Below are 14101 nucleotides of genomic sequence, written 5' to 3'. Positions count from 1 at the left end.
ATGATCTCATCACTGATTAAGGACCGCACTCATGAGCGCTCTTCGCCCCAAGTACATTACTTTCGACTGCTACGGCACATTGACCAACTTCAAAACCGCAGCCCTGACGCGCGATCTGTTTGCCGATCGCGTACCGGCAGAGCGGATGGAACAATTCATCAAGGACTACGCAGCCTATCGCCTGGACCAGGTCATGGGCGACTGGCTGCCTTATGACCAGATTCTCAAGATAGCCCTGGCGCGCACGTGCAAGCGTTGGGGTATCGAATACCGCGACGAAGGCCAGGTGTATTACGACGCTGTGCCAACCTGGGGGCCACATCCTGATGTGCCGGCGGGTTTGGCGAAAATCGCTGGCAAGATTCCCCTGGTGATTTTTTCCAACGCCATGGACGAACAGATCATGTCCAACGTCGACAAGCTCGGCGCACCCTTTCACAAGGTCTTCACCGCCCAGCAGGCCCAGGCCTACAAGCCACGTCTGGCGGCTTTCGAATTCATGCTCGATAACCTGGGCTGCGGGCCGGAGGATGTGCTGCACGTTTCGTCGAGCTTTCGCTATGACCTGATGTCGGCCCACGACATGAAGATCAAGCACAAGGCCTTCGTGGCCCGGGGTCATGAACAGCCGGCCAATGCTGCCTTCGGCTACCACCAGATCGCGGATATCGGCGGGCTGGCCGGACTGGTCGGGCTATAGCAACACGTCATTCTTCTGAACTCATGTGGATAACCAGAATATGCCAGCACCTTTAACTCCCGTGCATACCTCTGCAGATCTGCCGGCGGAAGCCGATGTGGTTGTGATCGGCGGCGGTATCATCGGCGCGTTTACCGCCTATTACCTTGCCAAGCGCGGCATGAAGGTCGCGCTGGTCGAAAAGGGCCGTATAGGCGCCGAGCAGTCAAGCCGTAACTGGGGCTGGTGCCGTCAGCAGAATCGCGATGCGCGTGAATTACCGATGGCCACCAAAAGCCTGGAACTGTGGGAGCAATTCGCCGAGCAATCCGGTGAACAGACCGGTTTTACGCGGTGCGGCTTACTCTACCTGAGCAACAACGAGCAGGAGCTGGAAGGATGGGCGCGCTGGGGCGAGTTTGCGCGGACCGTCAACGTGCAGACCCAGATGCTCAATGCCGAGCAGGCCGCCGAACGGGGCAGGGCGACTGGCAAACCTTGGAAGGGTGGGGTGTTTGCGCCCACCGATGGCATTGCCGACCCTTCCCGCGCAGCCCCCGCAGTCGCGCGCGCGATCATGGCCCTGGGCAGTAGCGTGCATCAGGATTGCGCCGTGCGGGGCGTCGAGACCGAAGGCGGTCGATTATCGGCAGTGGTCACCGAAAAAGGCACCATCCGCACCCGGCTCGCAGTGCTTGCCGCAGGCGCCTGGGCGTCCTCATTCTGCCGCCAGTATGGTATTCGCTTCCCGCAAGCGACGATTCGTCAGACCGTACTTTCGGTTACCGCCCCGAGCCAGGAAATTCCAAGCGCACTGCATACCACTGGCGCGTCCATGACTCGCCGCTTTGATGGTAGTTACACGCTGGCGATCAGTGGCCGGGGTCGAGTCGATATCACTCCGCAGTTGCTGAGGTTTTCTACACAATTCTTGCCAATGTTTCAGCGCCGCTGGCGCAACCTTGCCCCTGGGGGGCTGGAAGGCTGGCACGCAGGCCACGAAAGCTTGAAGCGCTGGCGCCTGGACCAGCCCACGCCGATGGAGAGAATGCGCATTCTCGACCCAAGCGCTGACGCCTCCGCAGTTGCACTGACGTACAAGCGCGCGGTGGAATTGGTGCCGGCACTGCAGGGTACGTCAATCCAGGCGTCCTGGGCCGGTTACGTGGACAGCACGCCGGACGGCGTTCCCGGTATCGGCGAAATGGCCAGCCTGCCGGGGTTGGTGATTGCGGCCGGGTTCAGCGGGCATGGTTTTGGCATTGGTCCGGGCGCGGGCCATCTTATTGCCGATATTGTCAGCGGTGCGAGCCCCATTGTTGATCCGCGTCCTTATCACCCGGACCGTTTTCAAACCTCCGCCTGGGGCAAGGTGGCGGATTTTTGAGCTGAGGCCGTTTTTGTTGGAAAAGTCTTTAGAGCGCGCCTTCGCGCTTCAATTGTCAGTTCGAACCAGCACCTGCGCGAAATGAACACCCCATCGACGGCGCTCTTTTTATTGCAGGCTGAATTCTGCTCTCTGGCCAGTAAACCTTCAGCGACAGTCTGTCGCTGAAGGCGCATTTCATACGCAACAGCGGTTTTCCAGAGCTGTCGCGACCATGCCCACTCTAACCTCGTTTATACTCACTCGGATTTTTCGTGCAGAACCCGAGACTGCGCCTGCCATTGCTGGACTAACTGGATATGGGTTGCAGCCGTGGCAAGGCAAAACGTCAGCGCCGGTAGTCTGAGGCGACAACCTGGGAGACTTTCAATGACTCGACGCGCTTGCTTGGCCGCTCTATTGACACTGACGGCATCAACTGCCTTTGGCGCCCCCAATTACGATCATCTCTATGCTTTCGGTGACAGCTACTCTGATGCTGGTGCGGGTGAAGCCTTCACCAGAACATTGGTCGCGCAAAAGGTCAAAGATGCACAGGAGCTACCCGGTGCGCTGTATTGGAAGGGGCGCTGGAGCAATGGCCCCACCGCCGTCGAGAACCTGGCTCACGCCTTGAAAATCCCTTTGACCGACTACGCGATCGGCGGCGCCAAGAGCGGCAACGGCAACTACTATGCCTGGATGGAGCCATCTCGCGACACTGGGGTTTTCGGCCAAATCGCCGATCATCTGAAAGCCGCTGAAACACACAAAGCGGATCCGAATGCGCTCTATTTTATTTTCGTCTCAGCCAACGACTTTTTTGAATGGGCCGACTTCTCGCACCCGGAATCGATTGATGTGCTAAGCCAGAACAGCGTGGCGAACATACAGAAGACCACCGAGGCGCTGATTGCAGCAGGCGCGAAGCACGTGATGGTCGTGGGGACTACGGATGTGAGTCGTGTGCCGGCTGTGGTGCAGGGCAATCAAGTCGAGAATGCAAAAGAGTACCAGCAGATACTCGAACAAAAACTGCCAGCCGTGCTGACAACACTGGCTAAAGCCCATCAGGTCAGTGTTAGTTACTTTGACCACCTGGCCTTCAGCAACAAGCTTCGCGCGGCACCCGATGTTGCAGGGTTGAAGGATCTGGATACCCCGTGCCAACCCACCTATCCGGACGTCAAGCCCGCATGTGAAAATCCAGATACCCATTACTACTGGGATGAATGGCACCCGACCCGCAAAGTTCACATGCTTGCCGCCGAGGCGATGCTTGAAACGCTAAAAGCCAGCCGGTGAGGTTCTTTATCAGGTCATAGTCGGTAAGCACGCTCAGGGCTCATTTGGGAGGCCACATCTACGAAACACTGCTGGGGCTTTATTGGTAACGGGGCAGGGGGAACCGCAATGCACCGCCCGTGTATAGAGCATAAGGACGTTGATGTTGGCGGATGTCGCGGATGTACGCGTCCGTTTCAGCAAACATTTGGCATGGGTACCTGACAGTTTTGTGAGTGCATGCGTAGCCCTTCCGCCAAGGCATTGAATACCACCTGGCAGCGAGCGCTGTTACGGAGGTCTTCATGCATAGCGACCCATGTGTCCATATGCACCGAAAATGCTGATGGAAGCACCCTGATCAACGCTGAATCGCGGGCTGCAACTGTTGACTGGCACACGCCAATTCCGAAACCGGCTCGCATGACTGCCAATTGCGCAAGTTCACTGTCGGCACGAAACGCCAGGCCCGGGCGCGCAAATGTCGGGAACTGTTTCAGGAATCCACGAATAAAGGCGGTCTCTCGGTCGAAGCCAATAAGGGTATGGCTGGCCAGGTCTTCAAGAGAATCGGGACTGCCGTGAGTAGCCAGATAACTGCGATGAGCATAGAGCCCGACCTCTATACCACCCACCTGTCTTGCGATTAGCGCATTTTGCGTCGGCCTGTACATCCGGATAGCGATGTCTGCGTCCCGACGCAGCAGGTCATCAACCTGGTTAGAGAGAATCATCTCCACAACGAGCTCAGGGTGTTGATTGCGCAATGCCGACAGAATCGGCGGCAATACTTCAACGCCGATCACTTCGCTGACGGTCAGACGCACCGTCCCACCGATATGGGTGCTGCCTTCACTTGCCTTGCGCAACAATGCCGCCGACATTGCCGCCAGATTGACGGCGTAAGGCGCGATTTCATAAGCAGCGCTGGTGGGACTAAATCCATCTGATGAACGGGTAAAAAGTTTAAGGGCCAAAGCAGATTCAAGGCCGTCAATGTGACGTCCAGCTGTCGGTTGACTGATGCCTATGGCACGCCCCGCAGCCGACAAGGAGCCGGTTTCCAGCACGGCAAGAAAAGTTCGATACCATTCCCAGCTCGGCTCATGTTGAATCACAATGCTATCCATTTTTGTATGGTGAGCATGCAAGCTTATACGATTATATTTACAGGCGTATCGTACAGAATAGACCGCTCAATCCTTGGAGAGCGTTCATGTCCAATTTAGCGCCATCAGCACCGCATACCGTTATGTGGCAACGTGTAGAGGGGGGACTTCTATTTACCAGCTGTCTTCTACTTTTTTTGCGAACTGGCTATGACTTTTCATGGTGGGAGGTGGTGGCAATTTTTCTCATGCCCGACTTGAGCATTCTGGGCTATGCATTAGGGCCCAAGGTTGGAGCTTATTGTTATAACGCCCTTCATTTGTATGCGTCTGGTGCCGTTTTGCTTGCGGCTGGGGCGATATGGCAGATCCCTGATCTCGCCGCGGTAGGTGCCCTATGGCTCGCTCACTCAGGCTTTGACCGCATGCTTGGCTACGGTCTGAAGCTGCCACAAGGTTTCACTTTCACCCACTTGGGTGTGATCGGCCGTTGAGAGAACTCGCAGCGCTTACGTGGCTTGCTCTTTTTTAAACGTCGGGAGGCAGTTGCTTGCCTGGCTCGATAAGAATCCAAGCCATTCAGGAGCTTTCTTGACATGGCCAGCCATGAACTACGGGCTAAGCCACTGCACATCGCAGGTGGCAGTACTTTCCCAATATCCAGACCTTGATTCGCTGCAGTGAGTGACAGATCAGCGGCTGGATCTATTTCGCTTTTTCAGTCTCGCGCATGAACTGTGCGAGCTCCGTGCTATAGAACTTCGCCATGCTCGTGGTGCCGTGACCACGGGTGTCGTTGCTGGCGGGGATAAGTAATAGCCGTGCGTGCTTGAGCTCTTTCATCGACGCCTCCATCAGGCCTGTTTCCGGAGGGTTGCGCTCATCGTCCGCCGAAATGATGACCAGCACCGGCGCTTGAATTTTTTTCAGGCCGGGGGCTGCGTTGAAGTCGGCGGAAGATTGCCATTGATAGATAAAGTCATTGGCGTCACCGGTTTGTGCAGCGCTGAGACGTTCATCCACCAGCTTGTCGGCCTGGGCGCGGGTCGGGGCAGCCGCCTGATACGCCAGGGTGCCGCCACTGGTAGCGACGCTGAACATCGCGTTTGCCAAGCGCAGGGAGGGTGGTTGCGTGCTGTAGTTACCGTTGTTCCAGGCCGGGTCTTGCTTGATCGACTCCACCAGCAAGCGGCGCATCATCCAGTTGCGGGATGACATTTCAGTGGGTTGGGACGCCATGGGCACCAGTGCGTCCATCATCTGCGGCCAGGTCTGACCCCACATCCAGGTTTGCATGCCGCCCATGGAGTTGCCGATGATCAGCCTCAGGTGCTTGATACCCAGACCTTCGGTAACCAGCCGATACTGGGCTTGAACCATGTCGTCGTAGTTGTACGCCGGAAACCGGGTGCGCAGGCCGTCCGATGGTTTGCTGGACTGGCCCACGCCGATGCCATCGGTGGAAATGATGTAATACTTGCTGGCATCCAGCGGTTGACCGGGGCCGAACAACTCCCCGCCAAAATCCTTGCTCAGCATATCGCTGCCTGGCCGGTAGGTGCCGTGCAGGAAGAGGATGGCGGGGTTCTTGGGATTGCCAAGGGTGATGTAGTGCAGTTTGAGGTTGGCGAGTTTCTCACCGGTATGGAAGGTGAACTGCGGTGCAACCCAGTCGCCCTCGGTCGCGGCGGGCAAGGGCGCGGCATCGACGGCGGAGCCGAGGATAGCTACAGAAAACAGCAGCCCGATCGCGGGATGCGAAATGAGTCTACGCATGGGTCATGTCCTATTGTTTTTGTTTTAGGAGGTCCTGCGCTCCGATGCCTGCAGGAGTGATCACTTGGCTAATCCTCAGGGCGAGGCAACCAGAGCGCAACGTCGCCGGGGGTCGATACCGTGGGGTCTCTGCTCCCATCCTGTTTTGTATTTTTTTCAGGGCGTCATGGGTGTTGGAGAGATAATCTGCCAACGATCAGATAATGTTAAGTTAATTTTTATATAACATTATTTAACATGCCGGCATCATCGTCTACCTGCTTGTAAAGGAGATAGCGGACCATCCAGTCCGACGCCACATCACCAGGCGGCGTGTTTCGTTGACGTGTCAGCGGCTGGCCTCGGGAGTGGAATGATCTTCGCATCACTGGTGAAGCTTGCAGTGCCAGAGGAATGCATTGCTCTCAAAGCCTGGCACGCAAAAATGCAGGAGCCCCCGAGCATCCAGACTTGGCGCCGCTAGTTGAGCAGGGGCACCGAAGAGCTAACGAGTCAGGGATAGTGCATACACCATAGCGCTCATAGTGGATGTCACTCATTCTATTCAGGAACCATGGCGATCATAGAACTGTGCTTGCGTTATCAAACAGGGATGCTGGGTTTGATTGGGATAGACCGGGCAGGGGACCGATGCGGGATCTCGTTCAATTTACCCAACTGCTCTCGGCTCAATCACGATATGAGGTTACCCTGAAGACCGGGTAATAAGGCGGGGCCCACCTGCCGTCAATGTCTCGCTCAAGCGGGGCTTTTGGGCCTACAGTCTTGAGTGTCGCTCACTGCAAGGAATACAAATGAACGCGTTGCCTTCAACCTCTCTGCCAAAGCACGTCAGCCTGTTGGGTTATGGCGGTCTTTTGCCGTTTATTTCTCTGGCGCTGCTGATCCCGTTCTCTAGCGACTATCGGCCGCTGCTTGCGATTGCGCTTGTTAACTATGGAGCCGTCATCCTGAGCTTCGTCGGCGCCTTGCACTGGGGCTTCGCCATGACCGCGCAAGACATGAAAACCGAGCAGCGCAGCGGCCGGTTCATCTGGAGTGTGATTCCTGCACTTATTGCCTGGATTGCCACGTTACTGCCAATGCCATTGGGTTGCTTGCTGTTGGTCATCGGCTTTGTTGCCCACCTCTGGCAGGACAGGCAGCTCTCGCGGGTTATCAGCTTGCCCGCCTGGTACCTTCCGATGCGATTACGGCTTACCGTCGTGGCTAGCGTCTGCTTGCTGCTTACTGCGGTAGTTGAGGTGCTTCATTTATGAAGCCTCTCAAAATCAGAGAGCTGTAGTGGTCTAATGATTCCAGTCCAGCCTGGCATTACGCGAGGTCAAGACCAGTAGCCGTATTGCGATACCCACATCGAGCAAGGAGTGATTTTCAGGCGCTCGATCACCTTTTCAGCATGCGGTTATGTAAGTTTTTTTTCGAAGTAAACGCGATTGAATCCATCCTCCGTGCGCTCTGCCACTTTCACATAACCAAGCTTGGGATATATCGAGAGATTGTCTGCCATGTTTGCATTGGTATACAGATGAACGGCGTTCATACCACGCTGTCGTGCGGCATTTTCACAAAAGCTAATCAGCGCCTTTCCGACCCCACGTCCGGCAGCGCTCGGGAGGACTGCCACGTTTTCCAATAAGAAATACCCATCCTTTTCATGGAACACAATAAAGCCCTGAAACCGGGCTTGGTCGTCTGTCGCGACATAGACTACCCCTGTGGCTATCTGCGTGATGAAATCGGCGATCATCGGCGCTGGCTTGCGCCCGATCACCGGCACATAGCGAGCGTAGGCTTGTTCAGCGCAATTTTTAATATCGGACTCGTCACTTGCTTCGGCTATCCGGATCATATCGCTTTCCTTAAGGAGTTCTATCTGGTGATAGCCGAACCTTCGGGCACAACGTCACGCTGGGCGACCATCGAAGCATGCAACCGATTCATCACCGGTCACCCATGCGCTTGAGGGCGCAGCCGCATGGGCGAGGCGAGGCGGGGCGCTTAAACTGTAATAGCCGCATTCAGGATCAACACCACAATCAATCCGACCACAGCCACAATGGATTGAACCACCGAAATCGTCTTCGTCGCTTCTCCCATTGTCATGCCAAAAGACTCCTTTACCATCCAGAAGCCTGCATGATTTGCATAATTGAAAAACAGCGAACCACAGCCGATGGACAATGCCAGCAAGGGCAGGTTAAGACTGGGATCGGCACCCGCAAGCGGCGCCAGCAAGCCTGCAGCGCCTACGATACCCACAGTTGCGGAACCTGTAGAAACCGAGAGCAACATCGCAATCAGCCACCCCAGGATCAACGGAGGGAACGCAGACTGCTGGGTCAAATGCACAATGGCATCACCTACCTTGGCACTCGTCAGCAGCTCCTGAAATGCACCGCCTCCTGCGATGATCATGATGATGGAGGCAATAGGTTTGAGGCTTTTACCCAGCGAATCGCGCAGCTTTTCAGCGTTGCCACCGCGCGCCAGTACCAGGCTTGCGCCGGCGAAAAGCACGCCTAAAAGCATGGATATCAGAGGGTTGCCCACGAAACTGGCCATCTGCAGGATCGCATTGCCCTTGGGTAGCAGCATCTCGGCGACGGCATTTATCAGCATCAGGATCGCCGGTAGCAGGGCTGCCAGTGCGCCGAGCCAAACGCCGGGGCGGTGTTTATTATCGGCTTTTTCAGCCAGAGTAAACTGATCAAGTAATGCTTGGTCAGGCCTGGTGCTCATGCGCTTCGAAATAAACGCACCGTAAAGTGGTCCGCCCAGAATCATGGCTGGAATAGCCGCGATAAAGCCGTAGAGCATTGTCGGACCTACTGAGGCTTTAAGCGCGGCGATGGCCGTCAATGGGCCAGGGTGGGGAGGCACCATGCCATGCATAGCGGCGAGCGCCGAAATCACAGGAACACCGACATAAACATACGCCGAGCCTTTGAAACGAGCCTGGCTTTCCAGCTTTCGCGCCACACTGAATATCAGCGGTAGCATGATCACCAGACCCACCTCGAAGAACATGGGTATGCCAATTACAAACGCAACCATCATCATTGCCCAAGGGATCATGCGATCCGAGGTGCGCTTAAGGATGACCTCAGCTATTTGCTCCGTGACGCCAGCATCAGCCAGGATTTTGCCAAGCATCGCGCCAAGCGCAATTACGATCCCGACTGCCCCCAATGTCTTTCCGGCACCGGCGATCAAATGAGCGACGATACTTTCGGGCTGCATTTGGGTGGCAAAGCCCACTCCAACGGAAACGATCAACAGGGCCAAAAGCGGGTGCATTTTGAGTCGCGACACGATCAGTGCCACCAGCACCAAGACGCTGACAAGCGCTGTCATTAGAAGTTGTATATCTAGGGTAGTCATGAAGAGGTCTCAGTAATGGGAGCGCTGAGGCTGTACTCAGCCTTGGAAAAAGTCGTAACGCTGCCGAAGCACGCTAAAAATCAAGCTTGGGAGCATCCGCGTGCAACGGTCGCGTTAAGGAAGGCGAACACGTCGTATCCTGCTGCTATGCCGATGCTGTCAGGTAATTTAGGTGTGAAGCGAATAGGGGCGCGGGCAGGTGCAGCACCAAGGTTGAGGCCTCTGATGTCTGGCAAGCGAAGAGGTCGGCGGACGAATGTACGGCGCCCTTGTTGACGCCCCAGCAAACCTGCGTTGACCCGCGCATCTACCGCCTTGGGTACGGTGCAGGTCGTTAGCAGGTATTCAGCTGAACGCGGCGTCTCCGTGGGAATAGCTTCGCCGGAGCACCCCCGAATGTTTGCAATCTGCTGAGCCAAGGGGTCATCAAGGCGCTGATAAAGGGGCATACAGCTATCGTTGTGCACAGCATTCATTGAGTGATTCACCTTGTTATATAGTCATTTATATGAATCAAGGTGAAGTATTTGTCGGACGATGAGAAATTGTCAAGAGTGGCCTGATGGGTGTGGGTCGAGTTCCGGCAGCACTGATTTTTCATCCCGAAAGCCGCTGTTGCGCCTGGGTACCTCGCCACGTGCAACGGTGGCTGCGTTAGAAGCTGGAGGGGGAGAACGAACGGTCTGAACAACGGCTCAAAGCAGAACTCGATCAGTTGGAGCATCACACCTAGGTTGCAGCGGTTCTGCGTGAACATCCCGATGACGATGAGATCCACCGTCCGAACCGAAACAAAGCTACGCCTGGTCATGACGAGTCGCATATACGAGTTGCTCAGAGATTTCCAACCTAAGAATATACACAATTTAACATAATATACATTATGCGTACCCTTGGATTTTACCTGAACGTCGAGGTGATCACTTCGACGCGTCGCGGCCAGCGCGGCTCGAATCCTCGACCACAGTAAAACGTTGGCCGGTTGAAGCTGGAGACGTTGAGGTAGATACCGACGCTCTCGACGGCTCAGCAAGCTGAGACGCCTCGCGCATCGGTTTCAGGTCAGAAATGGTCTGGCGAGGAACCTTGCCAAAGTTGTCCAGAGGCCAGGAACGAACCACGTAGACCACGCCTTGCTTACTGAGCTTGATGCCGTACTCGGTACGCTCAATGGTCCATCCGAGGGATGCTACAGCGGCGCGGTTAAAAGACTCTTTGATGCGATAGGAAGCGTCGAGGGCATCAATCTTGAACTCAAGCCATGGGCGAACATCACCCTCATACGGCGTGCGCTCAAGGACGGCAGCAAGCCTCAAGTCGTACTTACTGGCGAACTTGTCAAAGTAATCAAGAGGCTCTTCCTTTGGCTCTTTGGTTGCGTCAGTAGACAGCGAAGTAGATACGACATCATGAGTAACCTTGGAAACCTCAGACGCAGGCAAAACAGGGGTCTTAGGTACTTGCCCAGAAACAGGAACAATCGGAGTGGACTTCTGAGCCACATCAGACTTATGAAAAAAGCCCCAAACGTAATACATGGAATACGCGAGTAAGCAGCAAAATATAAACCCATATACTTTGTGCTTTGTCTGAAAGACGCCATAACGACTATCCTTGTAATTGTCCTTGTTTTGAGTTTCATCGCGATGAGACTTATAAAGCGGAAAGAACTCTTTCTTATATGGCTTCTTGCCTTCGGCAGTGCGCTTGAATCTGTTACGACCGGCATTGCTATAGCTGGCCCAGTGGAACATGTCCTCCTTACCCATCATGTCTAGTTTTGTATAGCGGGTATAGCGCTGCAAGCGCTTGCGCCAAGTGGTATGCAGCTCTGTGAGGTCCTGCCCCATGATGAGAATATCAATGCCGAAGTGGCCATGCTCAGTAACGAACTTTGCCCAATCAGCAGCAAGAGGCTGGCGATCCGGGGGCCAGAACTGGTTTATCTCATCCCATATCCAGAGCGAATCAGTGACGACATGCTTAAGAAATTGTTCCTTCACCCAGGGTACGACTTTCTCTTCCTCACCATCTTCAAACGGGTGCTCAAGCGTAATCAAGAGACGTTCAACTGTCGGGAGAGGGATAACACAATACTCAGATATGGCGGCCTTGTTGATGCCGTGAATATTGGTAATTACAGTGCGACCCTTGATAAGAGAGTCGACAATATGCTGCATAGACTCAAGACTTTTGCCTGAGCGCGGAAGACCTTCACTGCCAAATATCATGACCTATCCCCTACCCTTACCACTGACCAAGTGTCAGAGCTTTGCGTGTTAAACGGAAAGCAACACCAAGGCCGAGAATACCGATAGCCTGCGGGATGCCAAAGAGACTAACAAAGTAAAGAACAGTATCAGGCAGCGCATTAAACAACGTCTGCAAACTGTACTGAGTCAGAAAGCCGGGAACAGGTATCTTATTCAGAAGATATATAACACCATCGAGAAAGCCACCAAATATCTGTAATGGCAAATCTGACAGAAAGGCCATGAAGTCAATGAATATGCCGCCGAGCCATTCAAAGATGCGGCCGAACCATGCCAATAAAGCAGAAAACCAACTGGCTATTGTAGAGATAATCTGAGACATAATATTAACCTCAGTCTAAGAATGCTTGGCGGAATGCCAAGAAGGAACAAACAATCAACATAACAACAGACGCAGAAGACGCGATACTTGTAAACCATGACTGACAGTGAAAGTCGAATACAAGGTCGGTACTAAAAGAGGATTGAAAAACAGCGAAGCTCACCGGTGTTTCCCATACAGGACATCCAGAGCTAGCCGTGACGGTAAAGTAACCGGTAACAGCAGCAAACAATGGAATGGCAGCAACACGGCTTGCGTAACTGTCTAACTTCTGTTCCTTAGTGTCTTTGCTCTTTTCGTAAAGCTTTTTATATGCAGGTCCGTCACATTTCTCACCTACACACGGAGAAGCGGCAATATCTTCTTCTGGCTCATCTTCTGGAGTTTCCTCCGGCGTAGCCTCATCAGACGGTTGTTCTTCCTGAGTAGTGGTTTCAACAGGGACGCCGTTTTTAACAGTAGTACTCTTGCTGCTTTGATTGAAGGTATAGGAACTAGGCGAATAAGACATATTGTAAGTGGTGGTGGTATTGGTAACAGTCTGGGAGGTAGTTCCATCTGGGTTAGCAGTTGTAGTGGTCTTTGTTACAGTGCCACCATCAACAGTTTTAGGGCCTACAAGATTATCGTTCTTTGGACTCTGATCGCGAAGCGATTGATAGCAGCCGTTAGGATTATTAGAACCTTGGCATGCTTCTTTAAGCAGGTTTTTGACAAATTCAGAATTCTGGGCGTCGATGAAGTTATCCATCAGACCAAAATCAGTATCGGTAAGCGGACCAGCTTGAGGCTGGGCGGATATACACGCGCCAGTTGAACCCTCATAAGTACTATTAGCCGGGCAACCTTCACCAGCCCTAGAGGTATTCCACTGGTTAATATTCATAGGGTTATCTGCGTTAACCCATTCGCACTGGGCCTGAAAACCATAAATACCAAGAACACGAACATTACCGGCAGGAAACATTTCGGATGCCATAGCCCTACATCCATCTAAGGCAGAACTAGCTCCGTAACGAATATCAGGACCACCAGCTTGACTTGATCGCCATCCGTATTGGGCAGGCAAGTTTGTTACAGGGCCGGGAACGCCAGAGCCGGTCTTGACGACTGCACCATCTTTCATAACCCAATCAAGACCAGAGAGAATGCCACTCATAGCAACACCGGCAAGTAATGCAGGAACTCCGCCTCTGACAAGACCTTTTGCAGCACCCTTAATAGTATTTAAACCGAAGGAAGGACCACCAAGTATTCCGCGAACAGGAATATTCTTAGTGGGTGCAGGAATAAACTCGCCTTCAATAGCGGTACTAAGCGTGAGACGACCCTCGGTAATAGACGGAGTGCCTTTTGCAACTTGTTGAGCAAGAGAAGGAAGCGTTACGTTTTTTGTACCAGCCTCTACGACCGGAAGAACGCAACACAGCAGCAACCACCCGCTAAGAAGCCGCCAAACGTTGCCAAAACGAGCCATATCATTTACTCACCAGTATATTAAAAGAATAAAAAAGGGCTCCCGGAGGAACCCTCTGGACGCTGTAGCGGGGATCAGAAGAAGCTGGCAACTTTGTTGACAGCCCATTTTGCGAAGTTCGGCGCGATCTTGACGACACCCATCGCAACGATAGCGGCAACAGCGCCGGTCGAGGCAACATCGGAAATCATCGAACCGTAGTCCGGTTCAGCGGCCGAGGCAGCAGTGGAAACGACCAGTGCGGTTGCAGATGCAGCAACAGCGAACTGAGTTTTGGACATGGAGAACAGCGCTTTGAGTTGTTTCATAGTTCTTCTACCTGAGTGGTGCTTGAGAAAAAGCCGGAGACTTCTCCGACAGTTGAAGCAACGGCGGCCAAGAAAATTACAAGGCCGAATGCCGTTGAAAAAGCGAGCCCGAACGCTACCGGA

At 53.9% G+C, this 14101-nt stretch carries 13 protein-coding genes and 1 pseudogene; 6 read left to right on the top strand and 8 right to left on the bottom strand.

The features are described 5' to 3' along the window. Window positions 1-31: 31 nt before the first annotated feature. The 3 genes from JOE33_RS00960 to JOE33_RS00950 all read left to right on the top strand — a co-directional run bounded on the left by JOE33_RS00960 (window position 32) and on the right by JOE33_RS00950 (window position 3350). Window positions 32-700, top strand: a complete 669-nt coding sequence (locus JOE33_RS00960) for a haloacid dehalogenase type II (protein WP_187625758.1) — start codon at window positions 32-34, stop codon at window positions 698-700. A gap of 40 nt (window positions 701-740) precedes the next feature. Then, entirely contained in the window at window positions 741-2066 is a 1326-nt protein-coding gene (locus JOE33_RS00955; protein ID WP_096138979.1) for an FAD-binding oxidoreductase, read from the top strand. 369 nt (window positions 2067-2435) lie between these two features. Then, entirely contained in the window at window positions 2436-3350 is a 915-nt protein-coding gene (locus JOE33_RS00950; protein WP_054994111.1) for an SGNH/GDSL hydrolase family protein, read from the top strand. A gap of 176 nt (window positions 3351-3526) precedes the next feature. Here JOE33_RS00950 and JOE33_RS00945 read toward each other — a convergent pair whose 3' ends face one another. Next, the gene (locus JOE33_RS00945; RefSeq protein WP_235810018.1) at window positions 3527-4447 is read right to left on the bottom strand and encodes a LysR family transcriptional regulator; all 921 of its coding nucleotides are present in this window, start codon (window positions 4445-4447) and stop codon (window positions 3527-3529) included. A gap of 98 nt (window positions 4448-4545) precedes the next feature. Here JOE33_RS00945 and JOE33_RS00940 point away from each other — a divergent pair, with 98 nt between their 5' ends. After that, on the top strand, window positions 4546-4932 hold the full coding sequence (locus JOE33_RS00940; protein ID WP_054994113.1) for a DUF4260 domain-containing protein: 387 nt from the start codon (window positions 4546-4548) through the stop codon (window positions 4930-4932). A 211-nt stretch (window positions 4933-5143) separates the two neighbouring features. Here JOE33_RS00940 and JOE33_RS00935 read toward each other — a convergent pair whose 3' ends face one another. After that, on the bottom strand, window positions 5144-6214 hold the full coding sequence (locus tag JOE33_RS00935) for an alpha/beta fold hydrolase (protein WP_122591170.1): 1071 nt from the start codon (window positions 6212-6214) through the stop codon (window positions 5144-5146). A gap of 349 nt (window positions 6215-6563) precedes the next feature. On the opposite strand from JOE33_RS00935, the pseudogene JOE33_RS00930 reads away from it, so the two are divergent. Continuing rightward, a pseudogene (locus JOE33_RS00930) lies at window positions 6564-6677 on the top strand (glutathione S-transferase); the annotation flags it as partial. Window positions 6678-7008: 331 nt separating this feature from the next. Further along, a complete protein-coding gene (locus tag JOE33_RS00925; protein ID WP_010434732.1) occupies window positions 7009-7473 on the top strand; it encodes a DUF3429 domain-containing protein in 465 nt (154 codons plus the stop codon). A 146-nt stretch (window positions 7474-7619) separates the two neighbouring features. Here JOE33_RS00925 and JOE33_RS00920 read toward each other — a convergent pair whose 3' ends face one another. From JOE33_RS00920 to JOE33_RS00895, 6 genes are all read right to left on the bottom strand, one after another. Then, window positions 7620-8066 carry a GNAT family N-acetyltransferase gene (locus tag JOE33_RS00920; RefSeq protein WP_122578267.1) on the bottom strand — a complete coding sequence of 149 codons (447 nt, stop codon included), beginning with the start codon at window positions 8064-8066 and terminating at the stop codon, window positions 7620-7622. A 149-nt stretch (window positions 8067-8215) separates the two neighbouring features. After that, the gene (locus JOE33_RS00915; protein WP_187625759.1) at window positions 8216-9598 is read right to left on the bottom strand and encodes a gluconate:H+ symporter; all 1383 of its coding nucleotides are present in this window, start codon (window positions 9596-9598) and stop codon (window positions 8216-8218) included. A gap of 920 nt (window positions 9599-10518) precedes the next feature. Then, entirely contained in the window at window positions 10519-11829 is a 1311-nt protein-coding gene (locus JOE33_RS00910) for a zonular occludens toxin domain-containing protein (RefSeq protein ID WP_209924015.1), read from the bottom strand. A gap of 16 nt (window positions 11830-11845) precedes the next feature. Further along, entirely contained in the window at window positions 11846-12193 is a 348-nt protein-coding gene (locus tag JOE33_RS00905; RefSeq protein ID WP_209924014.1) for a DUF2523 family protein, read from the bottom strand. A 10-nt stretch (window positions 12194-12203) separates the two neighbouring features. Then, complete coding sequence (locus JOE33_RS00900; RefSeq protein ID WP_209924013.1) at window positions 12204-13670, bottom strand: hypothetical protein; 1467 nt, start codon at window positions 13668-13670, stop codon at window positions 12204-12206. A 74-nt stretch (window positions 13671-13744) separates the two neighbouring features. Next, window positions 13745-13978 (bottom strand): hypothetical protein, encoded by a 234-nt coding sequence (locus tag JOE33_RS00895; RefSeq protein WP_209924012.1) that lies wholly within the window; start codon window positions 13976-13978, stop codon window positions 13745-13747. Window positions 13979-14101: the final 123 nt, after the last annotated feature.

Origin of the sequence: Pseudomonas sp. PvP027, assembly GCF_017833005.1 — a bacterium.
GTDB lineage: Bacteria > Pseudomonadota > Gammaproteobacteria > Pseudomonadales > Pseudomonadaceae > Aquipseudomonas > Aquipseudomonas congelans.
Note: the sequence above shows the minus strand (reverse complement) of the source record. Positions and strands in the feature narration are given on the sequence as shown.